Source organism: Leptolyngbya sp. ST-U4 (assembly GCF_039962215.1).
Taxonomy (GTDB): Bacteria; Cyanobacteriota; Cyanobacteriia; order Elainellales; family Elainellaceae; genus Leptolyngbya_A.
Genome location: NZ_JAMPKZ010000001.1, coordinates 223124 through 250104, shown reverse-complemented (window position 1 = coordinate 250104; position 26981 = coordinate 223124). Strand labels below are relative to the sequence as shown.

The 26981-nt window shown below is 50.9% G+C and carries 24 protein-coding genes and 1 riboswitch; of the genes, 12 read left to right on the top strand and 12 right to left on the bottom strand.

Annotated features, from left to right (window positions below):
* Window positions 1-50 precede the first annotated feature (50 nt).
* From argJ to NDA02_RS01035, 3 genes are all read right to left on the bottom strand, one after another.
* The gene (argJ, locus tag NDA02_RS01045) at window positions 51-1292 is read right to left on the bottom strand and encodes a bifunctional ornithine acetyltransferase/N-acetylglutamate synthase (RefSeq protein ID WP_190789848.1); all 1242 of its coding nucleotides are present in this window, start codon (window positions 1290-1292) and stop codon (window positions 51-53) included.
* Window positions 1293-1556: 264 nt separating this feature from the next.
* Window positions 1557-1976, bottom strand: a complete 420-nt coding sequence (locus NDA02_RS01040; RefSeq protein WP_348245754.1) for a peptidylprolyl isomerase — start codon at window positions 1974-1976, stop codon at window positions 1557-1559.
* Between the two features lie 275 nt (window positions 1977-2251).
* On the bottom strand, window positions 2252-2425 hold the full coding sequence (locus tag NDA02_RS01035; RefSeq protein ID WP_190794354.1) for a hypothetical protein: 174 nt from the start codon (window positions 2423-2425) through the stop codon (window positions 2252-2254).
* Between the two features lie 346 nt (window positions 2426-2771).
* Here NDA02_RS01035 and NDA02_RS01030 point away from each other — a divergent pair, with 346 nt between their 5' ends.
* The 4 genes from NDA02_RS01030 (at window position 2772) to NDA02_RS01015 (ending at window position 5378) form a co-directional block, all read left to right on the top strand.
* Window positions 2772-3626, top strand: a complete 855-nt coding sequence (locus tag NDA02_RS01030) for an alpha/beta fold hydrolase (protein WP_190794353.1) — start codon at window positions 2772-2774, stop codon at window positions 3624-3626.
* Between the two features lie 227 nt (window positions 3627-3853).
* The gene (coaD, locus tag NDA02_RS01025) at window positions 3854-4426 is read left to right on the top strand and encodes a pantetheine-phosphate adenylyltransferase (protein ID WP_190794356.1); all 573 of its coding nucleotides are present in this window, start codon (window positions 3854-3856) and stop codon (window positions 4424-4426) included.
* A complete protein-coding gene (locus tag NDA02_RS01020; protein WP_199296832.1) occupies window positions 4315-5025 on the top strand; it encodes an ATP synthase F0 subunit B in 711 nt (236 codons plus the stop codon). Before coaD ends, NDA02_RS01020 begins: the two co-directional genes overlap by 112 nt.
* 131 nt (window positions 5026-5156) lie before the next feature.
* A complete protein-coding gene (locus NDA02_RS01015) occupies window positions 5157-5378 on the top strand; it encodes a hypothetical protein (RefSeq protein ID WP_190794352.1) in 222 nt (73 codons plus the stop codon).
* Window positions 5379-5389: 11 nt separating this feature from the next.
* Here the strand turns inward: NDA02_RS01015 and NDA02_RS01010 are convergent, their stop codons facing one another.
* Entirely contained in the window at window positions 5390-5896 is a 507-nt protein-coding gene (locus NDA02_RS01010; protein ID WP_190794351.1) for a response regulator, read from the bottom strand.
* Between the two features lie 334 nt (window positions 5897-6230).
* Window positions 6231-6401, top strand: a riboswitch (cobalamin riboswitch).
* A gap of 17 nt (window positions 6402-6418) precedes the next feature.
* On the opposite strand from NDA02_RS01010, the gene NDA02_RS01005 reads away from it, so the two are divergent.
* The 3 genes from NDA02_RS01005 (at window position 6419) to cobW (ending at window position 9336) form a co-directional block, all read left to right on the top strand.
* Window positions 6419-6607: a CbtB-domain containing protein gene (locus NDA02_RS01005; protein ID WP_190794350.1), complete on the top strand. Its 189-nt coding sequence runs from the start codon at window positions 6419-6421 to the stop codon at window positions 6605-6607.
* 221 nt (window positions 6608-6828) lie between these two features.
* On the top strand, window positions 6829-8043 hold the full coding sequence (locus NDA02_RS01000) for a hypothetical protein (RefSeq protein ID WP_190794349.1): 1215 nt from the start codon (window positions 6829-6831) through the stop codon (window positions 8041-8043).
* Window positions 8044-8253: 210 nt separating this feature from the next.
* Window positions 8254-9336, top strand: a complete 1083-nt coding sequence (gene cobW, locus NDA02_RS00995) for a cobalamin biosynthesis protein CobW (RefSeq protein WP_190794348.1) — start codon at window positions 8254-8256, stop codon at window positions 9334-9336.
* A 13-nt stretch (window positions 9337-9349) separates the two neighbouring features.
* Here cobW and NDA02_RS00990 read toward each other — a convergent pair whose 3' ends face one another.
* Window positions 9350-11638 (bottom strand): tetratricopeptide repeat protein, encoded by a 2289-nt coding sequence (locus NDA02_RS00990; RefSeq protein WP_190794347.1) that lies wholly within the window; start codon window positions 11636-11638, stop codon window positions 9350-9352.
* A 283-nt stretch (window positions 11639-11921) separates the two neighbouring features.
* A complete protein-coding gene (locus NDA02_RS00985; protein WP_190794346.1) occupies window positions 11922-12092 on the bottom strand; it encodes a ssl1498 family light-harvesting-like protein in 171 nt (56 codons plus the stop codon).
* A 220-nt stretch (window positions 12093-12312) separates the two neighbouring features.
* On the opposite strand from NDA02_RS00985, the gene NDA02_RS00980 reads away from it, so the two are divergent.
* The gene (locus tag NDA02_RS00980) at window positions 12313-14148 is read left to right on the top strand and encodes a M3 family metallopeptidase (protein WP_190794345.1); all 1836 of its coding nucleotides are present in this window, start codon (window positions 12313-12315) and stop codon (window positions 14146-14148) included.
* A 314-nt stretch (window positions 14149-14462) separates the two neighbouring features.
* On the opposite strand, the gene ilvA is transcribed toward NDA02_RS00980, so the two are convergent.
* From ilvA to NDA02_RS00955, 5 genes are all read right to left on the bottom strand, one after another.
* Complete coding sequence (ilvA, locus tag NDA02_RS00975) at window positions 14463-15974, bottom strand: threonine ammonia-lyase, biosynthetic (RefSeq protein ID WP_190794344.1); 1512 nt, start codon at window positions 15972-15974, stop codon at window positions 14463-14465.
* Between the two features lie 109 nt (window positions 15975-16083).
* On the bottom strand, window positions 16084-16974 hold the full coding sequence (locus NDA02_RS00970) for a hypothetical protein (RefSeq protein ID WP_348254280.1): 891 nt from the start codon (window positions 16972-16974) through the stop codon (window positions 16084-16086).
* Between the two features lie 52 nt (window positions 16975-17026).
* The gene (locus NDA02_RS00965) at window positions 17027-17776 is read right to left on the bottom strand and encodes a hypothetical protein (RefSeq protein WP_190792092.1); all 750 of its coding nucleotides are present in this window, start codon (window positions 17774-17776) and stop codon (window positions 17027-17029) included.
* A 36-nt stretch (window positions 17777-17812) separates the two neighbouring features.
* Entirely contained in the window at window positions 17813-18712 is a 900-nt protein-coding gene (locus NDA02_RS00960; RefSeq protein WP_348254279.1) for a hypothetical protein, read from the bottom strand.
* A gap of 379 nt (window positions 18713-19091) precedes the next feature.
* The gene (locus NDA02_RS00955) at window positions 19092-19322 is read right to left on the bottom strand and encodes a bromodomain-containing protein (RefSeq protein WP_190792090.1); all 231 of its coding nucleotides are present in this window, start codon (window positions 19320-19322) and stop codon (window positions 19092-19094) included.
* Between the two features lie 606 nt (window positions 19323-19928).
* Here NDA02_RS00955 and NDA02_RS00950 point away from each other — a divergent pair.
* From NDA02_RS00950 to NDA02_RS00935, 4 genes are all read left to right on the top strand, one after another.
* Window positions 19929-20336, top strand: a complete 408-nt coding sequence (locus tag NDA02_RS00950) for a DUF4174 domain-containing protein (protein WP_190792089.1) — start codon at window positions 19929-19931, stop codon at window positions 20334-20336.
* Window positions 20337-20503: 167 nt separating this feature from the next.
* On the top strand, window positions 20504-21868 hold the full coding sequence (locus NDA02_RS00945; protein WP_190792088.1) for an MATE family efflux transporter: 1365 nt from the start codon (window positions 20504-20506) through the stop codon (window positions 21866-21868).
* A gap of 360 nt (window positions 21869-22228) precedes the next feature.
* Window positions 22229-23341, top strand: a complete 1113-nt coding sequence (locus NDA02_RS00940) for an aldo/keto reductase (RefSeq protein ID WP_190792087.1) — start codon at window positions 22229-22231, stop codon at window positions 23339-23341.
* A 356-nt stretch (window positions 23342-23697) separates the two neighbouring features.
* Window positions 23698-24744, top strand: coding sequence for a hemerythrin domain-containing protein (locus NDA02_RS00935; RefSeq protein WP_190792086.1), 1047 nt, complete (start codon window positions 23698-23700; stop codon window positions 24742-24744).
* A 249-nt stretch (window positions 24745-24993) separates the two neighbouring features.
* Here NDA02_RS00935 and NDA02_RS00930 read toward each other — a convergent pair whose 3' ends face one another.
* Window positions 24994-26889 carry a S9 family peptidase gene (locus NDA02_RS00930; RefSeq protein WP_190792085.1) on the bottom strand — a complete coding sequence of 632 codons (1896 nt, stop codon included), beginning with the start codon at window positions 26887-26889 and terminating at the stop codon, window positions 24994-24996.
* Window positions 26890-26981 lie beyond the last annotated feature (92 nt).

Genomic DNA, 26981 nt, shown 5'->3' with positions numbered 1-26981 from the left:
CCAGGTTTGGAAACTCGATCGCTTCAAGACGCCCCTACTTTCCTACTCCCCTAAGTCGTGTACTCCGCATTAATCTTCACATAGTCATAGCTCAAGTCACAGCCCCAAGCAACGCCCGACCCCTGACCCTCTCCGACACTGACCGAGACTAACACGGTATCGCCTTTCAAATATTCTCCCTGAGCCGCCTGCTTCATATAAGCACTGGCAGCAGGACGATCGAACGGCAAAGGCTGACCCTGATCCATCAGCAAAAAGTTGCCTAACTGCACCCGCAAATCACCCTGCTCAAAAGGAACACCTGCCCGTCCTGCTGCCGCCGCAATTCTCCCCCAGTTCGGATCGCGCCCAAAGACTGCTGACTTGAACAGGGAAGACCCGGCGATCGTTCGTGCAATCAGGCGAGCAGACTCATCATCAGTCGCTCCGGAGACGCGCACTTCAAGCAGGCAGGTCGCGCCCTCACCATCGCGAGCGATCGACTTTGCCAGGCGAATGCAAACTTCAGTCAAAGCAGCTTCTAGTTTGTCTGCATCGGCTCCCGGCTCGGTAATGGCAGGTGTGCGGGATGCACCATTTGCCAGGGCAATGAGGCAATCATTCGTACTGGTGTCGCCGTCTACCGTGATCTGGTTAAAGCTTTTGTCAGCAGCACGGCTGACCATCTGCTGCCAGAGATGGGGGGAGATTGCTGCATCGCAGGTGACAAACGCCAGCAGTGTTGCCATATTGGGGTGAATCATGCCCGACCCTTTACAGATGCCGCCAATTCTGACCGGACGGTGCTCCAAAGTGGTTTCTAAGGCGATCGATTTTGTCACCAGATCCGTTGTGACGATCGCCCGTGCTGCGGCATCAGACCCCGTTTCGCTAGCCGCCTCGACTAGTTTGGGAATGCCTGCCCGCAGTGCATCCATCTTAATTCGCTGACCGATCACGCCCGTTGAAGCCACCAGCACCAGATCGGACGCAATATTCAGCGACTGAGCTAGCAGCATTGCACTTTCCTGAGCATCAAGCCAGCCCTGAGTTCCCGTTGCCGCGTTTGCCTGACCGGCATTACACAGAATCGCCCGCGCCACAGGTTTCGTCTGAAGCTGTTGACGGCAGAAATCAACCGGAGCAGCACGGACTTGACTGGTGGTGAACACACCCGCGGCGATCGCGTCCACCTCAGACAAAATCAATGCCAAATCCGGTGCGCCTGAAGGCTTTAGCCCAGCGACAATTCCTGCTGCCCGGAAGCCCTTTGGTGCAGTCACGCCACCCTCAATCTCATGCCAATCTGCCATGCTCAACTTCCCTTTGCTCTGCCTTTGCTCGACCTGGCCTCAGGAAAAAAGCGCAATCCGACGCGTAGCCCTAAAACGCACTTCGATTTCGCTCTGTTCCCAAAGCTACCTGTCCCTGATGGTTGACCTGCTAGCCAGGATGCATCAATCCCATAGATGCAGTGGGGCGATCGTCTTCTATCGGCCTTGATTGATCGAGGCTTGTTTTCCTGATAGAAGGCGATCGTCCCCGTTTAGTCCCAGCTTTATTCAACGCTTCGATCGTTACGGCTCGATCTTGACCGAACGAATCTTGTCGCCCTGCCGAATGGCATTGACCACATCCATATTCTCCGTTTTGCCAAAAACCGTATGCACTCCGTCCAGGTGCGGCTGCGGCGAATGGCAGATAAAGAACTGGCTGCCCCCGGTGTCACGTCCGGCATGAGCCATCGATAGGCTGCCTGCAAGATGCTTATTGGGGTTGATTTCACACTTGATTTGATAGCCAGGACCACCACGACCATCCCCTTTCGGACAGCCCCCCTGAATCATAAAGTCGGAGATGACTCGGTGAAAGGTCAGCCCGTCATAAAAGCCCTTTTCAGATAAATCGACAAAATTCTTGACGGTATTGGGAGCATCCTGGTCAAACAGTTCCAGATTGATAGTTCCCTTGTCCGTTTCCATGATGGCGCGAGTCATGATTATTCCTCGGTAATGGGGCGAAGGCTACATCGCGACACTTGCGGTACGCTCCTGATTTCCTTCGTCCACGATAGTCATTCACGATAAAGCCGTGAGGTTCCTAGTTTACGCCAATCTTTAGCACGTCGAGCAGAGAAGAAATGTAAAGAAAAGGACGTTCTCTGCTAGAAAACGCCCTCAGGTCAGTTGTGATATTCGAGTGTGAAATTTCAGTACCAATCGACTTGCAATGTTCAATCGGACAAAAACCCGTAGAACGGAAAAAAGCTAAATTATTCGTTTCTCAGCGAACCGAGGGGCTTTCCCTGGATGTGGCTATGATTTTGGATCGCTTCAGCATCCATCCCAATTTCTTCGGCAGAGCGGCTCAGCATCGATTGCTGTCGATTCTTCACTTGATGATGATGGCGCATCATTAGGGCACGAGCTTGATCACGAGTAGACATTGCAGGGCACTCCGTTTCTACTAGGTTTACGCTTAGGTTCTTTAGGAATTATTTTTTCAGGATTCATTTCCTGGAGACAGAGCAGTGATGCCCTGCCTCTTAACTTAATATAGCAGACATTCTGTATTTAAAGTTACAGAATTGCATTCAGATACAAAACTTAATAATTCCCAAATCCTCTGACTTGTTACTAGGATCGCCTCCACAAACCCAAAGCCCCCCAAAGCCTCAAAGTACTACCACTGCATCTCCTTGCCCATCCACTCCTCACTTGTCCTCAGCCCCATTCCGCGATACGCTCAGGCAACAATAAGACACACTTAAAAACCGCTTTAACCATATGGTCATGGCAAAGAACGCTCAGGAAAATCAGATCGAAGTCGGCAAGCTGAAATGGTTTTATCGATCGTCTGACCCTCTCAATCCCAGAGACAAACCGCCTGTCGTTTTACTGCATGGCATTCCCGCTCAAAGCTATAGCTGGCGCAATGTTATGCCTGCCCTGGCAGAACAAGGGTTTCGCTCGATTGCCCCCGATTGGATTGGCTCTGGTTTTTCCGCTCAGCCCGATCGCCGCGACTTTGCCTACACGCCGGATGCCTATGTCACTGCCCTGGGAGATTTTTTGGATGCACTAGCGATCGACCGCTGTTCGCTGGTGGTGCAAGGTTTTGTGGGGTCGGTGGGGTTACAGTACGCGCTGCGTCATCCCAATCGGATCGAACGGCTAGCAATTTTGAATACGCCAATCGGTACGGCGGCAAAACTTCCCTGGAAAATACGCCAGCTTGGAATTCCCCTGGTGGGCGAAATGATGACCCAAGACCCGCTTCTGGTCGATCGCACTTTGGAGGGCGGTGGCGGTTATCGGGTTGAGGATAAAGATCTGGATGTGTATCGTCGTCCGTTTCTAAAAAGTTCAGCGGCGGGTCGATCGCTATTTGTCACGGTGCAAAATCTACACTTGGCGGAGGCCATGGCAGAAATCGAAAAGGGCTTTGCAGACTGGAAACAGCCCACCCTAATCGCCTGGGGAATGCGCGACCCGTGGTTACCGTTTAGTTTGGCTGAAACGCTGAGGCAGCAAGTAGCGGATGCTGAGCTTGTCAAGCTGGAAGAAGTCGGGCATTACCCGCAGGAGGACTGGCACGAGAGAGTAAACGAGGTGCTGCTGCCGTTTTTGCGCCGCCAAATTCTGTAGGTTGCTTCGATCGCTCCGGTCCGATCGTTCCCTGAAGCGTTGAGCCGCCGTGAAACCTATGCCTGAGTCCCAAAATTGCCCGTGATGATTCCGAAGCTGTTCGATATAATCGCCTTGAGGAAAGCTAGACGATCCTGGCGGTAAACGCCTTGATTTCTTTGGATTCTCCCTCATTGGTTCTTGCTTCGTATCTTTCGCTGCTGTCCTTTACTTTGCACGTGTGGCTTGTGATCGCAATTTATCCCGGCAGTTTTGATCCGATTACACGCGGTCATCTGAATATCATCGAGCGGGGCTGTCGGCTCTTTGAACAGGTGATTGTGGTCGTGTTTCGCAACCCGAATAAAGCCCCTTTATTTCCGGTAGAGCAGCGCACTGACCAAATTCGGCGATCGACCCAGCACTTACCCAACCTGGAGATTGATCACTTCGAGGGTTTAGCCGTCACCTATGCCAGAATGCGCCAGGCACAAGTCCTCCTGCGAGGGCTGCGGGCCGTGTCCGACTTTGAGATGGAACTGCAAATGGCACACACCAACAAAACCCTCTCCGCCGAGATTGAAACCGTTTTCCTCACCACTGACCCGGAATATAGCTTTCTCAGCAGCAGTGTTGTCAAAGAAATCGCCCGCTTCGGCGGACCCATAGACCATCTTGTTCCCCCTCCTGTCGCCCTGGATCTGTACCAATGCTTCGCCAAAACTCCGATCGCCCCAGCCCCGACCGCAGAGCCTCGAACGGTAGCCACTCTGGGAACCAGCAGCCCAGCCACCGGGAAGGGGTACGACTCAATGGAGTAGACATTCAGCGCGAGCTAAACAGGCTAGAAGAAATCATTCTCGACAGTCCCCGAATTCCGCTCAGCCGGCGGACGCTGGTGGACGAAGAGCAGTTGCTCGATCAGCTTGATCTGGTGCGGCTCAGTTTGCCCGGAGCTTTTCAGGAAGCCACCGAGCTATTGCTGCACAAAGAGGAAGTGCTGCTGGATGCAGAGCAGTATGCCGAGGAAATTATTGAAGCCGCTCAGCAGCGAGCCGCCCAGATTCTGGATGAAATGGGCATTATCCGGCAGGCAGAGCTTGAGGCACAGCGAATCCGACAGCAGGTGCAGCAGGAATGTGACTCCATGCAGCAGCAGACGATCGCCGATATAGAACAGATCCGACGACGTGCCCAGCAAGAGCTAGAAGACCTTCAGCGCATGGCTCTGGCAGAGTGCGAAGAAATTCAGCGCGGGGCAGACGACTATGCCGACCGCGTCTTGCGCGATATGGAACAGCAGCTCAACGAAATGATGCGGGTGGTGCGGAACGGACGGCAGCAGATTTCGGGCGGAACCTCAAATCCAGCGAGTGACAGCTATTCTGCCAACCGCTTTCCCCCAGCTTCACGTTACTAGGTCACTCTTTCTGCTTTAATCCATCAAAACTTCATTCGCGATTGCGGGTTTTCCTCAATTCTGCTGGATTAATGCAGAGGCTAGACTGTAAATACAGAGTTCCCTGAGATTGTCAAGCTTAGAACCCAAATATGACATCAGAAGAGTTTGTTACTCAAGCAAGGGCAGTGCTAGAACAGGCACTGACAAACCTGCAAACCACAACGCTGCTGAATTCACAGCTTGAGCAGCAAATTTTAGAAACTGGGCGTTCCCTGCAAACCCTGAGCTATCTGCTAGATGCCTTGTCCTCATCCGAGCGTTCTGCTGAGAGCGGGCAAGATAATCCACCCAACCACGGTCAGCCTAATTAGTTCAAATTCGTTCAAAACCGATTTTCCTCATCAAATGCAGGTCGGTGAGAAAGTGTTGCTCCTGGGTTTGTGCCTACTAAGAATGCGGCATCGTACAGACGAAGGTTCTGAAAGCTGCAAGATGTGGGCTGCTTTAAGACCGATTCGATCGCCAGACATAGCTCTCTTAAACAGGTCGGCTTCACAAAATAGCGGTCGGCTCCGAGACTCATTGCCCGCTCTCTATCTTCTGGACGCGCACAGGCTGTAACCACAAAAACTGGAATCTGAAGCGATCGATTTGCCATTTCTTGCAGCACCGCGAACCCATCGATATCGGGCAGCTTCAGGTCAAGCAAAATGAGGTCAGGGTGATACACAGAGAGGGTTGCTAGTGCCTGTCTCCCTTCTGTAACGGCTGCAACTCCCACTCCAAAGCAAGTTTGCAGATAGTCCTGCATCAATTCGCGATTGTAAAGATTATCCTCAACTAACAAAATACGATCGCGCTTTTCCTGACTAGCTTGGGGTACAGTCATTGAGGGAAGCAAGAGGAGAGCAAGAGGGGCAGCATTTTTTAGCAATTTAGACTTGCAACAAACAAGGGGTGACTTTGCGATTCATGAATTACGAGTGGATCAGCCCTGAAAGATAAGAATAGTTTTAATTAGTTCGTTTTTTAATTTAATTTTAGTTATTGTACAGTCGATTCGCATCTTTGCAGAGACTACTATTTTTCACTTGCATTGTAGCCTTTAAAGTAAATTGGCTCAGTGATCGCAAGCAGATAGCTACAGCGATAGGGAACATCATCTGTGGTAGGGTGATGAGACGATTAAATTCGTTGGTTCTGGCGGAGAGCAGCCGTCAGAGGTAGATAGACCCTGCAATGGATAAGGAGTCTAGAAAACCGGGGAAAGTTTGGTGTAAGTCCAACGCTGTCCCGCAACTGTAATGAGCAGGCTCGATCGTTCGGCGAAAAAGCTCGATCGTTCGCAGTTCCATCTCTAAGTCAGGATGCCCACCAACGCTCAAAAGTTCACTCAATCTGCGAGGTACAGATGACAACTGCAATGCAAAGCTCCCGGCAGCGCACGATTCAATTTGCGCTTTCGATTCCCGTCCAGTCTGCTCTGTTTTTGTCACTCACTTCAATCACGCTCTGGACGATCTACTTCAGCCCCCATTTGCCCGCACACAATACCCTGCACGAAACCCGCCACTCGATGCTGGGGGTAGGCTGTCATTAGGCAATTCGTAGGATGTTTGAAACGTCAGGATGAGTTTCCAAACCGCTTCCTAGCCTCCTTATTCCAGGGGGAACCTCGCCCACTTCAGGGTTCAACGCCCTAGAGTTGGGGACAGAAAGGGGAATCGTGGGGGCAAGGTGGAGGATTGGATACTGCTTAAACATCTTTAGTGAAGCAGGGGTAGCTTCCTGCAAAATCTAAGGCAACAAAAGAGGCAGCACATGACAACTTCATCGCGCCGTTGGCTCCTGGGCTGGCTTTGCCTGGTGAGCGTTTTGGTGCTAAGTCTTTCAGCTCAGGCACATCCGGAACAGGTTCATCAAGGCATAGCGATCGATGCTCCGGCGGAAGCAGTGCAGTCTAAAACTCCTGTTCTTGCTGGCAAAGTTCAAATTCAGCTTGTCGCGCAGCCGCCCCTGAGCGAAATTGTTCCGGCACACCAGCCCGTCCGGCTCAGGCTTGAGGCAGCGAACCGCCAACACCAACCCGTGCAGAATGCTCAGTGGCAGATCACGCTCAATACGCCTGCAAAAACTCCCTGGCTTTCTAGCGATTTTCCAATGGTTGAAGGAACCACATTGCTTAATGCAAATCTGACTTCCGCAACAAGTCTGCTGGAGCTAGAAACCATCCTGCCGATTCGGGGAAGCTATACGCTGCAAGCCACGATCGCGGCTCCCGGAATCAACGCGCCCGTTGCCCAAACCTTTGTGCTGAATGTGCCAGAAAACCCGGTGAAATATCGCAATGCAGCAACGCTGGCGGTGATTTTGCTGCTGGTGGGGTTGCTTGGCGGTTGGCTCATCGCAAAACAGCCTCGCGGAGGCTCTGAGGAACTGTCTCAATCAGTACGACTGCTGTTGTCGGGGGCGGCAATGGCAGCCATTGTAGCTTTGCTGGTTGTGAACATCAGCGCGGAAAATGCTGAACATTCCCAGCTAGAACCGTTATCTTTAAGCCGGACGACGGCTGAGGTCGGGTCGCTCAAGCTGGAATACCTGGGCGATACGATCGCCACTGTGGGCAAACTGGCAGATCTATCGGCTCGATTGATTGATACCCGCACAAATCAGCCTGTTCAGGATACGACTTTTCGGCTGCAAGCAAAGGATCTAGAGCATGGCATGACGGTGCTGTCGGTCGCGGGCAAGCCCGATGCAAATGGCGTGTTCACTTGGCAGCAGCAGTTTTTTGACGGTGCGCCTCACCAGATTCAAATTGAGGCAGTTTCTCCAGCGAATTCTGCTCCGCTGACGCTGGCTCAGGCGATCGACATCGAAAGCATTGCGCCTCCGTTATCAGTGCGGCTGATGACGCTGGGCTATATGACCGCGATTGTGGGAATTGGGATGGTGATCGGGTTTGGAGCAGGGAGAATGCGATCGGGTTCACGTTATCGTAAAAGTTCTGTCAAGCCAGACACAGGCAGGATTTAAGAGGATGTTTAATTGGGTGTCTAGGCTTTTACACTGCCCCCTAAATTCCCCTCTTGTGGGAACTTTGAAACCTTTCTTAGCGGTTCAGTTCTCTCTAGGTTTAGAGGGTCAGGGGAGCGGTTCGCAGCACAGGTAGCCCGTTTCAAGCATCCTCTAAGAATTTGATCTTCAGGATTTTAAGCCAATATCAAAACTTCAGGAGATTTCACGATGCACAAAATTCCTGTCACGATCGTTACCGGATTTCTGGGCGCAGGCAAAACAACGCTCATTCGGCATTTGCTGCAAAACAACGAAGGGCGACGCATTGCAGTTTTGGTGAACGAATTCGGCGAAGTGGGCATTGACGGTGATTTGCTGCGTTCCTGTCAGGTTTGCCCGGAAGATTCCTCCGAAGCCGCGCTGGACGCTTCTCAGGTTGCAAACACGAATCTTGCAGACAATATTGTGGAATTGACGAACGGCTGTCTCTGCTGCACGGTGCAGGAGGAATTTTTGCCGACGATGCAGGAATTGCTGAAACGGCGCGATCAGCTCGACTGCATTTTGATCGAGACTTCAGGTTTAGCTCTGCCCAAACCGCTTGTGCAGGCGTTTCGCTGGCCTGAGATCCGCACTGGGGCAACGGTAGACGGGGTTATTACAGTGGTGGACTGTGAAGCTCTAGCTCAGGGGCAAATAGTCGGCGATCGGGACGCACTCACGGCACAGCGAGAAGCAGACCCCACGCTAGAACACGAAACGCCGATCGAAGAACTGTTTGAAGATCAGCTTGCCTGTGCCGATCTGGTGCTGTTGACCAAAGCCGATCGCGTAGACCCAGCAAATCAGGCGAAAGTGCAGCAGTGGCTTCAACAAGAGCTTTCTTCGGGAGTGAAGATTGTGCCCTGCCATCAGGGACAGATCAGTCCGAATGTTTTGTTGGGGTTTAATGCGGCAGTCGAATCTGATTTGGAGAATCGCCCCAGCCATCACGATCACGAGGAAGACCACGACCACGACGACGATATTAATTCTGTCCAGGTGATACTCGATTGCGCCTTTGACCCCGCTCAACTGATCGATCGCCTTAGAACCCTGGTGCAGCAGCAGGAAATCTACCGGATTAAAGGATTTGTTGCCGTGCCAAATAAATCGATGCGGCTCGTGCTTCAAGGGGTGGGCGATCGGTTTAACTCTTTCTACGATCGTCCCTGGCAGGGCGAGGAACTGCGCCAAACTCGGCTAGTATTCATTGGGCGGGCGATCGATCGACAGCAGATCGAACAGGCAATGATTCCGGTGACAGCGTAGCCTTGAGACCGGATTACAGTCGGGGCAAAATTTCGGGCAGTAGTGAGGCGGGAATTTTAGAAAGTGCCTGGTTTTGTCCTTCCAGTCCAAGCTGGCTGTAGCAGGCGCGCAGGGTTTGCAGGATGCAGGTGACAGCCGTTTGGCGCAGATCGGACTGCTGCTTCCAGCGTTGCAATGCTTGCAGGTGATGGTGCAGGGCTTGCTCCAGGTGGGAAAGCTGGTCTGCGGTGGCTAAACCAAGCTGAAGATCGGTAGCAAGCTGATAGTGGGCAAGTCCCTGGTTATTGTGGGTGGCAGCTACGTCAAACGAAATGACTCCCGGCTGCTGACCGAATTTCTGCGAGAGCTGCTCGATCGCTTCCAGAGCAGTCTGGTATGCCCCAATTGCTGCCTGCAAATATTCCATCCGATCGGCAGGCGGATCAGTATGGTTTGCCAGATGCCAGAATGCCGTGCCCAGATTGTTTTGCGTCGCAGCAAATGCAGCCGGAGCCGTGGAGGGAGTGCGATACTTTAGGGCAATTCGATACGCCGAAACTGCCAGCAAGAGCCAGTCACGCGGATGCTCATACTGTGCTAGATTCCAGAACGCCGTACCCAAATTATTTTGAATCATGGCAAAGTTGAGCGGGTCTTGCGCTGGATCGTAGTAGTGCAGGGCTTCGGTGTAGGCGGCGATCGATCGCTTCAGGTTGTCGAGCGGCTGCTGATGCTGTGCCAGATTCCAGTAGGTGGTTCCCAGATTGTTTTGTGTTGAGGCATAGCGCAGCGGGTCAGATTCCGCCGGACGGTAGCGCAGGGCTTCTTCGTAGGCTTTGATCGACTGTTGCAGCAGGGAAGCCGTGTTGCCATAGCGGGCAAGATCGCCATAAGCCGTGCCCAAATTGCTCTGCACCATTGCATAATTCGCTTCCTGCTCAGGCAGCCGAACCCGATCGAGGGCAAGGTGATAGGTTTGCACGCTCTGTTCTAGATACTGCTGCACCGTTGCCGGCCCTTGCCGCTGCATCAGGCGTCCCAGCATCCAGTACAAATTGCCCAGATCATTCAGCACGTCTACCCAGAGCAGCGACGCTTCTGGCAACCAGATCAAACACTGTTGATAGGCATCGATCGCCTGCTGATACAGTTCGACTGATTCTAAGCCCTGATCAATCTGATCGCAGTACAAATTACCCAAAAGCCGATAGGCAGTTGCCATCACCGCAGGCGAAACAGACTGACGCTGATAGGTTTCGATCTGCTGAAGCAGTTCCTCTGACTGCCAGGGGCGCTCGAGCAGATTAGCGATCAGGGTTTGCTCAACAGAGGCAGGGGCAGTAGTGTCTGAGACGGTGATAACGGGGGCGGCTGTCTCTTCGGAAAACTGCGAAGCGATCGAATTAGAGGGCGTTGACTCAGAAGCGATCGAATCGGCAGTTACGTCCTCGGTGGGTAAGACAACGGCAGGCAAGACAGCAGTTTTTGCTCCTGGCTCCCCAGATGACAAAGCAGGGGTTTCTTCAGCTTCATAAAGCTGGCTTAAATCTTGCGCTAGGCTCAACCAGGGATTAATGAACTCTGCAAGTTCGGGAACTGCCGTTTTGCTGTCCTGCTCCTTGCTGTTTCCGGTTTGATTTTTGGAAGACTCACGCTCTGCTTCAGATCGGGCTTCGTCCTGTAGGGGTTTGGTTAAAGGCAGCCCGGAGGATTGGGCGATCGAAATTCGCTCCGGTAAAATTGCGGCGAGCGGAGTGGGATCACCCGTAAACTCAAACACCCCTGTCCGACATTCCCAGAACTCTGGCATAGACTCTGGCAGCGTTTGAAACCATGGCTGCGTTAGCCACAAAATTACCCCTGACTCAACCCAGCGCAGATTTCGCTCTACGCCCTGAAGATGGGTCAGAAAAATCCGCTGGACGCTAGCAGGCTGTCGCGTGAGTTTCTCCGTTCCCAAAATCTGGAAGACGGGCAATGGGGCACGCCAACTTCCCTGCCGGGGCGGGGGAAACTGCTGAAGCCACTGGGCAATTTGACCGATCGGACTAGGATCGTTGAGATCCAGATGCAGGCTGACAATGCGTGGATAAGTGCGCTCTGGACTGGCGGATTGAGCGAGATTTTGAGCGGCACTAATCGTTTTGCTGCTTGTTTTACTCAAGTCTGCCTGAAGCTGAGCCGCTAATCGATCGCGCAGCGGTAAATCATCGCACACAGCGATAAACACCTGACGACGTAGTTTGAGGCTCAAAGCGACTTTCAGGCGTTGGTAAGTTTGCTGATTCAGTCCAAGAATCGTTCGGTAGGGAATTTCTGTCATGGTAGGGAATTCCAATTGCACCCGCCGTCGGCGTATATTCCCTATACCTGGTTTTGCAGTGCCGCTCAGGATAGGCGTAAAAAATTACTGTAACTCGATCGACTTCAGTTCAACAGCAAAAAACCAGGCATTCCCCCAAAGAGCACCTGGCTTTTATTTAGAAAAGATTCTTTTGCTTTTAACTAATGTTCTTGATAAACGCCTTTAACAAAACACTTTGAAAAAAACGCTTTACAGAAACTTCCCAGACGCAAGGGCAGCGTTCTTGCAACAGGTCAGCCCCTTAGGAAACCGCAACCGCAATCGCCAGCAGCCCGCCAAGCAGCGCAACCGCGACGACAGCCAAGACGACGTATTGAACCTTTTGCTTCTGCGTCGGAGCCTCTGCCTGATAAACCTTCGGCTCAACCGCAAAGTTATTCAGACGACCGCCTTCTTCGGTGGTGTATGGCATATTTATTGTTCCTTCGGAAATTTAACTAATTGTAACAAACAATGACAATCTTGTCGTCATTTTGCCAGTCGACGGTTACCCTTCCCTCTGCCGAAAGAAGTACTGCTGCCAGTGGAGAGGGGCGGTTTGCGATCGAGACGAAAAGGCTGCATTACAGTAGAAAATAGCCCGCATCAGGGCTAGCTGTGATTGTGATAAATCAAAAATCAAGCAAATATCTATGAGTCCTGATTCTTCTATTTCTGCATCCGCCCCGAAAACTGACGTTGCTCAACTTCATGAGCCGCAAGAGTGGGATCTGCGGGATTTGTATCAAGGTTTTGACGATCCCAAGCTTACGCAGGACTTAGAATCGCTGCGCCAAACCGCTCAGACCTTTCGATCGGGCTATCGGGAACAGGTGGCTCAGCTTTCCCCCGCTGAAGTTGCCGATGCCCTCAAACAGCTTGAATCGATCGCTGCCCAATCGGGCTATCTGTACTCCTTTCCGTCGCTAGTTTTCTCTGCTGACACGCGCAACACAGAGGCAAAACAGTTTCTCGATAAGGCGATGGAAGCTCTGACGGAGATTGAGAATCAGCTTTTGTTCTTCGATCTAGAGCTTCAAGGCATTGACGAGGCAAAGTTTAGCGAGCTTCGCGCTGCCCCCGAACTGCAAAACTACCAGCACTATCTCGATCGCATCGCCCAATTCCGACCGCATACCCTTCCAGAAGCCGTCGAACAAACCCGCAACCAGGACAGCCTCACCGGACGGCAGGCATTTATTCAGCTTCGATCGATTCACTTGGGCGAACAGGAATACGAGCTTGTCACCACCCCAGACGGTAAAACCGCCAGCACCGAAGCCGAACTGGGATCGCTGCTGTTTCATCCTGATTGCAATGTGCGCGATGAGGCATATCGATCGGTGCGAAAGGTGATGCAGCAGCACAACTCGCTATACGGCTATATCCTCAACACCGTGGCGCAGGATCACCGGATGGAAAGCCAGATGCGCGGCTACTCCTCCACATTGCACAAACAACTTTTAGCCGATGAAGTGTCTGAACCTGTCTTCCGCGCCATTATGGAGGGAACGCACGATCGCTTTGAGCTGTTCCAGCGATATTACAAACTAAAAGCACAGTCTCTCGGACAGCCGATTCGCATCTGCGATATTTACGCTCCCTGGACAAGTGATCCGGGTTCAGTTGCCCCAATTCCCTATCAGAACGGCGTTGAAACCCTGCTTGCAGCACTAGAGCAGTTTGATGTGAATTATGCCCGTCGCGCCGAAGAGTTCTTTGTGAAAAACTGGGTCGATGCCAAAGTGCGTCCTGGTAAGCGGGGCGGAGCTTTTTGCGCCTACAGCTACGGTAAACACAGCTATTTGCTGCTGTCCTACACCGAAGACTATAGCTCGCTGTTTACCCTGGCGCACGAAATGGGTCACGGGCTGCACTTCGCCTGGATTGACGATCGCCAATCCTATTTCAACAGCAATCCACCGATGGTGCTGGCAGAAATCGCCTCCACGTTTAATGAGCTATTGCTGCTGGACTATTTGCTGAAGCAAGCGGCAGACGACAAAACGCTAACCAAAACCCTGATTACTCGTCAGCTCGAAGATCAGCTCAATCTGCTGTTCCGCCAAAGCACGATCAGTCGATTGGAACTAGCGATTCACGATCGTGCCGCGCAGGGCAGTTTTGATCACAAGTTTGTGAACGAGCAGTGGATGAATCTGTATCAAGAGCTTTGCGGCGATGCGGTAGAACTCCTGCCGGAGCATCAGTATGACTGGGCACGAATCGGGCATATCTACTTCAAGCCGTTCTACTGCTACCAGTACACCGCCTCCAACATCGTCAGCCTTGCCTGCTACCAGAAATACCGCGAAGTTGGCAAAGACTTCATCCCCGGCTATCTGGAACTCCTGGCATCGGGCAGCAGCCTCGATCAGGTAACGGCTCTGCGTCAGTATGTGGATGTGGATATTGAAGACCCAACCACGATTAAGAACGCGCTGAACTACGTGGAAGGTTTGCTCGATCAGCTTCAGGCTGCGCTGTAGTTATTGATTTGTAATTGTTGATTTGATTATTGAGGGGGTGGGTTTAGGGCGATCGTCTTTCAAGGCTTTCGGAGAACCTGCCCCTTCGTTGAATCCAGCTTTCCTGTAATGTGGGATATTCGACAAGCCCTTCTGGAGTATTGAGCAGAAGGCAAACTTTCTCTATTGAACGCTCTGATGGTCTTTATCCACACCTGAATCTACAACTGATAGAAATTAGCTGATAGAAATTGAGTTTAGAGTCAAACAGTCTTTGTTTGACCTAATCCTGGCTGACAACTTAGCTTGTCTAATGAGGGCCTTCATGACCAACACTATGCAAGGAATAGTTTATACGCCGGATTCTGATTTTCATCCCAGTAGCGATAGCCGAGCGTTTCTAGAAAAGCTTGCCACTCGTTCATTTCCTGAGGGGGAACCTGCATGCCGACGACAATTCTGCCGCAGTCGGAGCCGTGGTTGCGGTAGTGGAACAGGCTGATATTCCAGTTTGGACTCATTGAGGTGACAAATTTCATCAGTGCCCCCGGACGTTCGGGAAACTCGAAGCGGTAGAGCAGTTCGTTTTCTGCCAGCGGTGATCGTCCACCGACCATGTGCCGCAGGTGCAGTTTTGCCAGTTCGTTATCCGTGAGGTCGAGGGTTTTGAAGCCGCATCCTTCAAAGGTTTGCACCATTCGAGCGGCATCGGCACGGTTCTCGATCTGCACCCCCACAAAGATATGCGCTTCGCGATCGTCTGCAATTCGGTAGTTGAACTCGGTTAAGTTGCGTCTGCCGATACATTCGCAGAACTTTCGCAAGCTGCCCCGCTCCTCTGGAATCGTGACGGCAAAGATGGCTTCTCGCCGTTCGCCCAGTTCTGCCCGTTCTGCCACAAATCGCAGGCGATCGAAGTTCATGTTGGCTCCGCAGGCAACCGCAATCAGCGTTTGGGACTCGATGCCTTCACGCTCCACATACGTTTTAGCGGCTGCGATCGCTAGTGCCCCGGCAGGCTCGAGGATCGATCGCGTGTCTTCAAACACATCTTTGATTGCGGCGCAGGTATCGTCGGTATCAACCAGGATAATTTCGTCTACATACTGCTGACAGAGCCGAAAGGTTTCTTCGCCCACCTGCCGCACTGCAACTCCATCGGCAAATAAACCCACCTGCGGCAGTTTGATGCGCTCCCCTGCCTTAAGCGACTGATACATTGCATCGGCATCAACAGGTTCAACGCCAATAATTTTGATTTCAGGATGAAGTCGTTTGACATAGGCAGCAATACCCGAAATGAGTCCACCGCCACCGATTGCCACAAAGATCGCATGAATCGGCTGCTGACACTGGCGCAAAATTTCCATGCCGATCGTCCCTTGTCCGGCAATGACATCCGGGTCGTCAAAGGGATGGATAAACGTCATTCCCTTCTCGGCTTCAAGCTGACGGGCGTGGGCATAGGCATCATCATAAGTATCGCCGTGTAGCACCACTTCTCCGCCCCGCGACTTCACCGCCTCAATCTTTACCTGGGGCGTGGTGATTGGCATGACGATAATCGCACGAGTTCCGAGCTGCTTCGCCCCCAGTGCCACACCCTGAGCATGGTTGCCTGCCGACGCCGCAATTACCCCCTGTGCCAGCAGATCGGGCGGCAACTTTACCATTTTGTTGTATGCGCCGCGCAGCTTAAATGAAAAAACCGACTGCATATCTTCTCGCTTCAGCAGCAGACGATTATTCAGACGGCGAGATAGGTTTGGCGCATAATCCAGGGGCGTTTCCTGGGCAACATCGTAGACGCGAGCCGTTAAAATCCGTTCCAGGTAGTCAGAGCGCATGAAGGTTAAAGAATTGCAGATCCCGCTGGATGACAATTTTACGCTACTTGCGCTGCCACCTGTGATCTGCCGTCTTGTTTCTTTATTCCTTCATCGCATTAAGATGCCATTACCTGGCTTTAGCGATCGGCACCACGTTTGCCGTTTCTCCATTCCCATTTCTTTGGCCAATGCTGCTTAATTCAGACGAATGCTGCAAGTGCTGCTGCAACCTGACGATCGCCCGATAGTTTCCTTCCACCAGTTTAGGGATCAGGCGAAACTGAGCTAGAAGTTTTTCTAAGTGATCGATCCGGCTCTCCAGGGTTTCGGTGTCTTGTTGGGCTTGAGCAAGACTATTGATAATCGCCTTGCCGTGTTCCGCAAAATTTTCGATTGGAACCAGACGATTTTCTAGCACAGCCAAGGCTGGCTTGAGTGCTTGCACCTCTTGACTGAGAACCTGATTCGCCTGCTGCAACTGATGATTCATCTGTTGATTGATCTGAAGCGACACGTCGATCGCCTGGGGATCGATTGGATTAATTCGCGCTTCAAGCTGGTTAATTCGGTTCTCCAGGCGGGAAAATGCTTGAACTAACGCTTGAATAGGCGGTTGGGATTGATTCTGAAGCTGGTTTTGCTTTAAGGAAGCCTCGATCGCATTCAAGCGTTCCTCCAAAGAGGCTGCTAGGGCAGCAGTTGCCTGATTGCGATCGTAAGCTTGCTCCAGTAAGGTTCCAAGTCTGGCAACCAGAATTTCAACGGTATCAGGAGGAGATTCAACAGGAACCTGATCTGCTTTTTCGCCAGAGGGCGATTCTGGCGGCGCGACGGGTGCAGTAGCTTTGGCTTCCAGACTGCGGTTGACAAAATGAACCAGCCAGTTTGCGGCTGTCATAATTGTTTGTTCAACCACAAGCTGCGTCATCGTCGTGGGCGTTGGGTTCGGGCTGAAATCTGCCGACGGTTGAACCTGCTGAGCGGTATTCTTGCTGAAGAATTTTGGTAGCCAACCCATAATGAACACTTACTGGATAACGGTTGATATGGTTAATAGACGAGACAGGCAATTAGCGATCGGATGAACCGGAATCGACCGGAACAAGCCGATACAGCGTTTCAGACTTGGGTGAACTGACATCGCTTCCAGCAGACGAACTCGTTTCCGCATCCGTGTCGCTGGTCACCTGGCTCACTGTGTCGATCGTGTTTTCCACAGCATTCTTCACCGTGTCTCCGACATTTTCACCCACGGTCTGATTCATGGTTGCAGCGGTGTCCTTAACCACGTTCACCGTGTTTTGGACTGTGCCGTTTACATCAGAAGCAGTGGTCTTCACCGCATTAACGGTTTCTTGCACTGTCCCGCTGACTCCATCCGCTGCATTCTTGATGCTGTCTCCGACGTCCTTAACCGTGCCATTGACTCCGGTTGCCACGCTAGAAATAGCATCTCCGACCCCGCGGAGGGTTTCATCAACGCTTGTTGCCGCCTTCTTGACGGCATTTCCGGCTCCTTGCACGGTCTGATTAATGCGATCGACCACGTTCCGGTTTGATAACGCTCCGGCAATTCCGCCCAGCGTTGCCCCAACCAAAACACCGAGTGCAACTTTGCCCAATCCAGACCTTGCTGCTTCAGAAGCCTGATTCAGTTCAGTCTGATTGATGCTTTGGCTTGTTTCCTGATCTATCGCCTGATCCATTGCCTGATCAATCATCTGATCAATGGCCGGATCGATCGCCGGACTAATTCCGTAATCAGTACTGCGCTCTGTGTTTTCCACAGAGTTTTCCACAGCTTCATTAATGCTGACCATTGTATTGTCCTCTGCGTCGCTGATTAACTCACCCGACTATTCGCTGAAATATTCACTGGATTTTGCTGATTCAACATCAGAAAACGGGTTGTCCTGCATCAGAATCTGCGGATTCTCTTCTTGCAAGATAATCAAGTCGGGCAACGAGGATTCTCCCTGAGCAAGAGCCTCTTCCTCGATCGCCTCTAAAATGACTGCCGCAATCATGTCTGCTTCGCCCTGGTCTGCCGACAGCAAATCCGACTGTTGCTCCATGCTGCTGCCTGCAAACTGGGAAGCATTTTCCATCGAGGACTGAGCGGACTGACCGACCGATGCAACCTGATCGGACACTTTTTGGCCTATTGCTCCGGCCGACTGGCTGACCGATGCAACCTGATCGGATACTTTTTGTCCTGCTGCCCCGATCGCTTCAGTAGTCGATTGCACTGCGCTAGAGGCTACGTTCCCAATCTGCTGTGCTCCTTCTACGAGGCCTTGAGTCGTATCCTGGGCATTGCCAACGACCGCATAGCTAATTCCGCCACCGATGCTCTTGGCTGCGTCTCCAACGCCTTTTGCTGCCTGACTCAATCCCGTGCCGATCGTTCCAAACGCGCTCTTGGTTCCTTCAGCAGCACGATTGAACCCTTCAGAAGTTTTCCGGCTAGCTAAAGCGGCTGCAAGCGACCCCAGCGTACCGCCAATCAAGCCGCCCAGCAGAACTCTGCCTAGTGCAGGGTTCATTCCTTTCAAGGGGGACTGAGTTTTAGACGGCTGCTCAGTACTGGTCGGCTGGACGGGAGTCTGAACAGGAGTTTGAATGGGAGTCTGAATGGGAGCAGAAGCAGAAGGCAGATGAATATCGGTGGGCTGTTGAATTGGTTGAGTTGATTGAACCGTGCTTGTTGCTTGAGGAGTTTGCTCAAACTGGCTAGAAGACTGTGGGTTACTCATCGGATTTCTCTCCTTAACTTTGCATTAAACTTCGACAATTCGATCGCTAGATAATCTGTTACTGTCGTTACTATCAAACAAATGTCGTTGCTATTAAACGAATGGATGGCACGCGGTAAGTCATTCTCAAAGACATCCTCAAGCTAGAAGCTTGTTTCTCATTACGAGTTTCTAATTGCAATGAGAGTGCAGGCGATGAAAATGCACTTAGAAAATTCCTCTTGAGTTAATTAGGCTAACTAATCGTGAGACTTTGTACGCTTGCCAGGTGCGATTACTTATAACCTAACCATTCAATCCAGAAACTATCCTCTCCAAACGGTATAGATCGCAGAAATTTGAGTTATTCAAAGGTAAGAGTTTTATTTCTCACCGCTTTTTATTGCTGAATTTCTTCGCCTTCTACCGGGTTTGGTGCAGCATGAGGCAGAGCAGGACGATCTTCATCAGGAATTCGGGTCGGGACATCTAATTGTTTTCGCGCCGTTTCTTCCGCCATTTGCCGATCTTTTTCGTCTGTAAACTGACTTTCATCAAGCAAACTATCACTGGTTGCTGCCTGATCTCGCGTTGGCGGCGCACCATTCTTCCATCGATATTTAAAGTCCATCTTGTAGTCCCTTAATCATCAGATAAATGAAATGATGAGCTCACGCTAAGTCACGATCGTTTGACCAGCCTCTATCAAAGGGTGACTCTGGTTAAATTGCTTTGTTCAAAACATGTCTTAACACTTCAAACAAAACTTTAAGCAATGGGCTTCAGAGTCCTGCATCGCTCCCTGAATCTTCCAGAACTGCGGAGCTTGAGTGGATTGGCAGTCTTGCACCATCAGCGATTGAGAGGCTTTGAGGCTTTGAAAGCACACCCTGGAGGGATGAGTTCAATTCGTTTTTGGATCAGGAGCGTTCTTGGTAGCTACTAACAAATGTGTTAACAAACACTGACAAATAACAAATACTGACCAATAAGGAATAATAAGGAATTCGCTAACCCACTTTCGCTAACTCACTAAAGGAGAACATTAAGAAGAAAAAGCAGATTCTTTTATTAATCTTTTATTAACCTTTAATGGTAGTGAAAATCAGTCGTTAAAGGAGCGTTTCAAGCTGATTCCCTAGGAGGACGATCGATGTATCTGCTGGTAGAGCCATTGCTTAAATAAAAACATTAAATTAGAAACATAAAACAAATCATAAAAAACAGGATAAGTTCAATGGGTATGCAAATTGGTACAGAGACAAAAAACAGTTTTCATCTTGATAACTATCAGTGGCACTATCGCGCTCTACTGATCTTTTCTCCGACCGAGCAGGATTCTGATTTTCAAGAGCAAATTATGTTGCTTAGAAGAGAACAAGGCGGATTGCAGGAGCGGGAGTTAAAACTGGTTTATCTTTTTCAGGATGGAGAGAGCCACGCCGACCAAACAGCAATCTCTGAGCCGATCGCCGAGCAGATTCGAATGCAATTTGCCGTGGAGCCAGATGAGTTTGCGGTGATTTTAGTAGGCAAAGATGGAACTCAAAAGCATCGCTATGCAAAGCCAATTTCAGCTAGAGAGCTGTTTGGAGCGGTCGATGCGATGGCAATGCGCCAATACGAGATGCAGCATAAACGGTAATTAATCTGACGTTAAAAAGTCAAAACGTGAACGGCTAGAAGGATCTAGGGCTGAATTGGGCATCCTCAGCGGAGTTCGGTTGGGCAATTCCCTGCATTAATCTGCAATAGAAGAATCTATCGACCTCTTAAGCTAGAGCAGTACGTTTTGATGCTTCAGGTTTTATTTTGTCTGCAACTTATTCAGCTCATCCCAATCTCAATCGGGCGGTTCTTCAGCTTGCGCTGCCAACGATCGCCCAATCTTTTTTTCATACCCTGTTCTATTTAGTCGATCGCGCCATGCTGGGGCACTACAGCACCGATGCGCTGGCGGCTTTTCGATTAACGAGTCCATTGCTCTGGTGCATCAGCGGTTTGCTGTCTGCGTTTTCGATCGGCTCAGTGGCACTAGTTGGGCGAGCGGTGGGGGCAGGCGATCGGACTCTGGCGACGGCAACGGTACGGGCGAGTTTGGTGTTTGCCCTGGGAGTGGGAATTGCAGCAAGTGGGGTGAGCTGGCTGGGGCTAGACAGGATGCTTGCCCTGTTTCCGGGTGTCACGCTAGAGGTTTATGACGCTGCCAATCACTTTCTGAAGATCATTCTCTTTGCTCTGCCATTTGATCTGCTGGCAACTACGGCTGCCGCAATGCTGCAAGCTGCCGGAAATAGCCGTACGCCGTTTGTTGTGGCGGGCATTGCCAATTTGGTGAATTTGAGCATTGATTATTTGCTGATTTACGGTCGCGGCGGATTTCCTGAGCTGGGCGTGGCTGGAGCGGCGATCGGCAGTGCAATTGCGATGATTTTCAACGCCGGATGGCTGCTGTGGGTGCTGAGTCGGCAGCAGGGGGTACTGAGCTTTGTTGATCAGGGTAAAGCGTTGGTCTGGAGTGCGGCGGAGCGATTGGCTTTGAGTCGGGTGATGCGGGTGGCGTTTCCGACGTTGGGGGAGCGAGTGTGCCGCAGCATTGGTTATCTGGGATTCACAGCGATTATCAGCAGCCTGGGCAGTACCGCAATGGCAACCCATGAGGCACTGCTAGGACTGGAGGCAATTTGCTTTTTGTCGGCGGACGGGTTTGGCATTGCAGTAGCAGCGATCGTGGCTCAGCGATTGGGAGCCGGAAAACCAGAGGAAGCGATGCGCGGCGTTTTTGCCGGAATGACGATGGCGATCGCGCTATTGGGCTGCTTTGCGCTGCTGTTTCTCGCAGTTCCCGGCGGTTTGCTGAGGATTTTCACCCAGGATGATCAAATTCTTGCGATCGGAATCCCTTGCCTGGCGATTGCTGCGCTAGCACAGCCGTTTATGGCAACTAGTTTGGTGCTAGAGCAAGCCTTGAGAGGCGCAGGAGCCACCCGCAGCGCATTTGTAATTGCAACGCTGGGCTGGTTTGTGATTCGGCTGATTGCCACTTCCAGCTTTGTCTGGGTTTTAGGCTGGGGTCTGGCGGGAGTCTGGCTAGGCTCAACCTGTGATTGGCTAATTCGGGCGTTTTTGCTGCTGGTGGTGCTGCGGCGCGGAACGTGGCAAAAGGCGATCGTCTAGTATCGTCAGCTCTGCAAGAATTTGATAAATCCACGCCAGAATTAAACATTTTTGCCCTGGCTAAATTTTCTATACTAAATGCATCATGAATTGCATCGAAATTCATTCCGAGACAATTCAGCATGATTCGTTCTTCTCGATGGGATCAGCACACAGCCGATGCTTTCTTCTGGCGCGTATATTCTCTCAAACCCATTCCCGACCGCTTAGCGTAATTATCGTTCGATCATTGAGGGTTTGGCTCTAAGCCTGAACTCGAAAAAGTTTGTCTGCTGAGTCTGCTGATCGAGTGAGTCAATGCAGTAGGTCAATCCGGTGCTCAATGTACATTAAGGAGAAAACGAAGGAGAGGACGGGAATATGGCGCTGAATCAGTATTACACCATGGGACGATCAGGGTTGCGGGTGAGCCGCCTGGCACTGGGAACAATGACCTTTGGAACGGAATGGGGCTGGGGAGCAGATCAGGCAACCGCGCAGCAGCTATTTAATACGTTTGTGGATGTAGGCGGAAACTTAATTGACACGGCGGATTTATACACGGGCGGAACGAGTGAGACGTGGCTGGGTCAATTTGTTGCAGAACGAAACTTACGCGATCGAGTAATCATCGCCACCAAGTTTTCCTATAATGCGGAACCCGGAAATCCGAATGCGGGGGGAAATGGACGCAAGAATATTTTGAGAGCGGTTGAAGGATCGCTGAAGCGATTAGGCACAGACTATATTGATCTCTACATTCTGCACACCTGGGATTGTGTGACTCCTGCCGAAGAAGTCATGCGAACCCTGGATGATCTGGTGCGATCGGGCAAGGTGCGTCATGTAGGTTTAAGCGATGTTCCTGCCTGGTACGCAGCGCGGGCACAAACCCTGGCAGAGTGGCGCGGCTATGAGCCAATTTCGACGCTTCAGCTTGAGTATTCGCTGGTCGAGCGCAACATCGAGCGGGAGTTTATTTCCCTGGGGGCAGAACTAGGCATGGGCGTGATGGTGTGGAGTCCTCTGGCAAGCGGTTTGCTCAGCGGCAAATATAAGCCGAGTGACGGCGGATCGATCGGCGAAGGGCGTTTAGAAACGGTGAAAGGCGTTCAGAATCCGGCGTTTCAAAAGTTGAACGATCGCAACTGGAAAATTGTGGCAGAACTGGAGCAGGTTGCAAAGGAATTGGGGCGCAGCATGGCGCAGGTAGCGGTTAATTGGGCTGCTTCTCGTCCAGGGGTTAGCTCGGTGATTGTCGGCGCAACGAAGCTATCTCAGCTTGAAGACAATCTGCGATCGTTAGAGTTTGAAATTCCGACGGAGCAATTGCAGCGATTAGAAGCCGTCAGCTGTCCTGAGCTTCAGTTTCCCTACAGTTTCTTTGGCTCCGAGATCCAGGGCATGATTCATGGCGGCGCAACGGTAGGACAAAAACCGACAGGCTATTATCCGAATGTTTTATTTGAATCGGGCGGTGCAGGGGTGTCCTGAGAACGAGTCGTTGACTGAAATCAATGATCGATCGCCTCACGTCATCCTTTCGCAATTTTGACATTCTGCGCGATTTTGACATTTTGATAGGGGCAGTTGGTTCACAATTTCGATCCGTTTCAATTGGCTCCTGCTTCAGGAAGAGAAATACGATCGCCTGGGTAGAACTTCAACAAAATATCTAACTGCAACATCTAACTGGAGTTGGGTGAACAAAACCAAAATTATCTAGAAAATCAGATTGTTTGCAGAATTAAAAACTCAAATCTCTTGTCGCTGAAAGACAGGACAAAGTGCTGTGTCTTTTGAAGTGGCTTGAATGGTAAATCAAATTATTTCTTCGTGGAGAAATTAGCATGGTATCCAAACTGGATGATACAAAGCGGCAGTTAATTGGTGAACGCTTAGCCGATTTGCTTACTTTTCAAAAACTCATTCTTTCAAATGACCAAAAGTTAATCGACATTTGCCCCTACGAAGATATTCGCGATCGTTTGCAAAATATGCTCGAAGACGATCAAAAGAATCTGGGCATTATCGAAACGGTAATTGTTCAGTACGGCATTCAAGCAGAGCCGAGTCCTGCCACCCACATCTTTGTCAAGAATTTTGAGCAAATGATGGAGGGCGATGATTTCACCTTCTACCAAAAGCTAATTCACCACGAGTTGATGAAGCATGGTCAAGCTATGAGCGGCATTAATATTCACAAAGCGGCTCAGAAAGTAGGAGCAGACATTGAGGTGGCGATCGGTCCCCTGAATACCGTTAACTTTGAAGGTCGGGCACACCAGGAGCAGCTCAAAGGAATGCTCGAACAGGCAGGCGTGCGCGAAATGACCGGCATGGATGCCGATCAGGGAATTTGGGCACGAGTTCAGGATGCGGTTGCGGCATTGTCGGGCGTTGCGGGTAGCGTCATTACCCAAAACACCGATAAGCAGGACATGAATATCCAAACCCTGATTCGGCTAGACCACAACAAAGTGAATACCATCTTCACTGAAATTGGCGCAACCAAAGATCCTCAGAAGCTGCAAGAATACTTCGGTCAGCTTTATAAAGACATCCTGGTACATGCGCAAGCCGAAGAGGAAGTGGTCTATCCTGCCATTCGATCGTTTTATGGCGATGAGAATACTCAGGAACTCTACGACGAACAGGCTGAATGGCGACCGATGCTGGAGGAAATCAAGGCGATGGATCCTGCTGCAAATGCCGACCTGTTCCGCTCGAAGATCAAAGACCTGATGACTCATCTGGGCGACCACATTCGTCAGGAAGAAAGCACCATGTTTGCGGCGATCGACAAAAATTGCAGCGACGCGCAAAAAGAGCAAATGGCAAGCCAATTCAAAGAAGTGAAGCGCAAACTTCAGCAGGACATGATGGCTTCGGTGTAATCTTGCTGTTTAGTTTAATTACTTAATCGACAGGCTTCACTGTTGATTACTTCTGCTTTGCAGGTTGGGTGCGTTATTTGCGTTGTTGCGGTAGCGCACCTCAATTATTGAACAGCGGCAAACTCACCAGCAGCAGAATGAACTGACCCGCCAAAGCGAAAATCAGGGCTAAGGTTACTGATTTCTCAAGGACGGTTTATCGAGCCGCCCTTAAAATTGAACTGCTAGCCCAAATCTTTGCCGTCGCCCCTAATCTTGATCTAGCAGGAAATTCTGGATAAACAAAATCGTCGAATAAAACTGAAAATCGATGTTTTGTTTTTTCGAGAAACCGTGTCCTTCGTCTTTTGCCACCAGATACCAGACTGGAACGTGACGCTGTTTTAGCGTGGTAACAATCTGTTCGGCTTCATTGAGCGGCACACGCGGGTCGTTTGCCCCATGAATTACAAACATAGGTTTCTGGATTTTGTCTGCGTTGTTCACTGGAGAGATTTGCAGCAGAAACTTTCGCATTTCTGGATCGCGTTCATCGCCATATTCTACGCGGCGTAAATCGCGACGATAGCCTTCTGTTTTTTCGAGGAAGGTAACAAAGTTAGAAATGCCGACAATATCGATCGACGCTCGAATTCGATCGCCATAGTGCGTTGCGACTGCCAGGGACATATAGCCGCCGTAGCTGCCCCCGGTAACGAGAATGCGATCGGCATCCAGATCGGGTTGGGTTCTAATCCAGTCAAGCAGTGCGCCAATATCTTGGACAGAATCCTCGCGCAGATAGCCGTTATCCAGTTTCAGAAAAGTTTTGCCATAGCCAGAGGAGCCGCGCACGTTGGGATAAAGTAACGCCACGCCCAATTCATTGAGATAGTAATTGCTCCGTCCCAGGAAAATGGGGCGAAACTGTCCTTCGGGTCCACCATGGATGTTGATCATCACCGGGCGTTTGCCGGGAAAGTGAGCGGGAGGACGATAAAGAAACCCAGAGATGGGGCGATCGTCAAAGCTTTGCCACTGCACTAACTCAGGCTCAGAAAAGCTGCTGGTGTTCAGCCCGCCCGTTTCGCTTTCGGTCCAGCGATCGATCTGTCCAGTCGTGACATCCAGCGAATACACATCCGCGTTCGATTGAGCAGAGATAAGCGTAAAGCCCAGATCGCGGTTGTTTTTGTGCCACTGTAAGCCAAATACTTGACCGATCGGCAGAGCAGGTAATGGGATTTCCCGTTGGGTTGTTGTATCAAATAAATGGAGGACGCTAATTCCATTTTCGTTCGCCGTGAATGCGAGCAAGCGTCCATCATGGGATAAGCGAATTTGTTCAATATCCCATTCAATTGAGTTTGTTAAAAACGTATAGTCCTGCGTCTCCAGATCGAGATACGCTAATCGCAGAAACTCTGAATCTCGATCGCATACCACATATAAACCGTTGCGCTGTTTATCAAACACAACCGCCTGATAAGCCACGGGTTCGCCGCCTTTAGGCGTGAGCAGCCTTTTCTCCCCGGTCTGGGCATCCACTAGCCACAGATAGGTTTCGGTGATCGAAATATATTCAATAACGGCAATGTGGCGATCGTCTTCTGACCAAGCAGCCGGAAACCAGCCTCCCCCTTCTACCGTCATCAGCAATCGCTCCTGTTCTGGCTGAAGCGGATCGATCACGTATAGATCGGTATCTTGCTGGGTGCGACGAGTCGAGGTGTACACCATTTGCGTTCCCGACTTTGACCAGATACCGCGACTGTTTTTTGAGGTTCCGTCGGTTAATAGCGTCACCTGCCCAGTTGCCAAATCGTAGCGATAGTTTTGGCTGAATTCGTTCCCGCCAATGTCTTTGCTAAAAACAAAATATTCGCCCTGCGTTGGCTGATAAGTCGCTCCGCTGACCGGTTCCGGGAAAAAGGTCAACTGCTTGCGGCTGCCCAAAGGAAACTGAACCTGATGCACCTGTGCCGTTTGCCCAAACCGAGTGGAAATTAGCATCGATCGCTCAACCGGATGCCAGCTTGAAAGACTTGCTGATCGAAACTCGGTGTAGCGATTAACGCTTTCGACGATCGATTGAGGAATAGCAGGAATGCCATCGAGAATCAGATTATCGTTAGGTTTAAGTTCAGTTTGGGAAAGAACAGGCATAGAAAACGGTGAATTGTTTGATGTAGATTATTTTAACTTCAGAAAAAATGTCTGGAGAAATGCTTAAGGAAATGAAAACGAAATTAGGCTTT

Bases quoted from the DNA above. Each gene is read 5' to 3' on its own strand.
- argJ (WP_190789848.1), bottom strand. From the start codon at position 1,292: ATGGCAGATTGGCATGAGATTGAGGGTGGCGTGACTGCACCAAAGGGC.
- NDA02_RS01040 (WP_348245754.1), bottom strand. From the start codon at position 1,976: ATGACTCGCGCCATCATGGAAACGGACAAGGGAACTATCAATCTGGAA.
- NDA02_RS01035 (WP_190794354.1), bottom strand. From the start codon at position 2,425: ATGTCTACTCGTGATCAAGCTCGTGCCCTAATGATGCGCCATCATCAT.
- NDA02_RS01030 (WP_190794353.1), top strand. From the start codon at position 2,772: ATGGCAAAGAACGCTCAGGAAAATCAGATCGAAGTCGGCAAGCTGAAA.
- NDA02_RS01020 (WP_199296832.1), top strand. From the start codon at position 4,315: ATGCTTCGCCAAAACTCCGATCGCCCCAGCCCCGACCGCAGAGCCTCG.
- NDA02_RS01015 (WP_190794352.1), top strand. From the start codon at position 5,157: ATGACATCAGAAGAGTTTGTTACTCAAGCAAGGGCAGTGCTAGAACAG.
- NDA02_RS01010 (WP_190794351.1), bottom strand. From the start codon at position 5,896: ATGACTGTACCCCAAGCTAGTCAGGAAAAGCGCGATCGTATTTTGTTA.
- NDA02_RS01005 (WP_190794350.1), top strand. From the start codon at position 6,419: ATGACAACTGCAATGCAAAGCTCCCGGCAGCGCACGATTCAATTTGCG.
- NDA02_RS01000 (WP_190794349.1), top strand. From the start codon at position 6,829: ATGACAACTTCATCGCGCCGTTGGCTCCTGGGCTGGCTTTGCCTGGTG.
- cobW (WP_190794348.1), top strand. From the start codon at position 8,254: ATGCACAAAATTCCTGTCACGATCGTTACCGGATTTCTGGGCGCAGGC.
- NDA02_RS00990 (WP_190794347.1), bottom strand. From the start codon at position 11,638: ATGACAGAAATTCCCTACCGAACGATTCTTGGACTGAATCAGCAAACT.
- NDA02_RS00985 (WP_190794346.1), bottom strand. From the start codon at position 12,092: ATGCCATACACCACCGAAGAAGGCGGTCGTCTGAATAACTTTGCGGTT.
- NDA02_RS00980 (WP_190794345.1), top strand. From the start codon at position 12,313: ATGAGTCCTGATTCTTCTATTTCTGCATCCGCCCCGAAAACTGACGTT.
- ilvA (WP_190794344.1), bottom strand. From the start codon at position 15,974: ATGCGCTCTGACTACCTGGAACGGATTTTAACGGCTCGCGTCTACGAT.
- NDA02_RS00970 (WP_348254280.1), bottom strand. From the start codon at position 16,974: ATGGGTTGGCTACCAAAATTCTTCAGCAAGAATACCGCTCAGCAGGTT.
- NDA02_RS00965 (WP_190792092.1), bottom strand. From the start codon at position 17,776: ATGGTCAGCATTAATGAAGCTGTGGAAAACTCTGTGGAAAACACAGAG.
- NDA02_RS00960 (WP_348254279.1), bottom strand. From the start codon at position 18,712: ATGAGTAACCCACAGTCTTCTAGCCAGTTTGAGCAAACTCCTCAAGCA.
- NDA02_RS00955 (WP_190792090.1), bottom strand. From the start codon at position 19,322: ATGGACTTTAAATATCGATGGAAGAATGGTGCGCCGCCAACGCGAGAT.
- NDA02_RS00950 (WP_190792089.1), top strand. From the start codon at position 19,929: ATGGGTATGCAAATTGGTACAGAGACAAAAAACAGTTTTCATCTTGAT.
- NDA02_RS00940 (WP_190792087.1), top strand. From the start codon at position 22,229: ATGGCGCTGAATCAGTATTACACCATGGGACGATCAGGGTTGCGGGTG.
- NDA02_RS00935 (WP_190792086.1), top strand. From the start codon at position 23,698: ATGGTATCCAAACTGGATGATACAAAGCGGCAGTTAATTGGTGAACGC.
- NDA02_RS00930 (WP_190792085.1), bottom strand. From the start codon at position 26,889: ATGCCTGTTCTTTCCCAAACTGAACTTAAACCTAACGATAATCTGATT.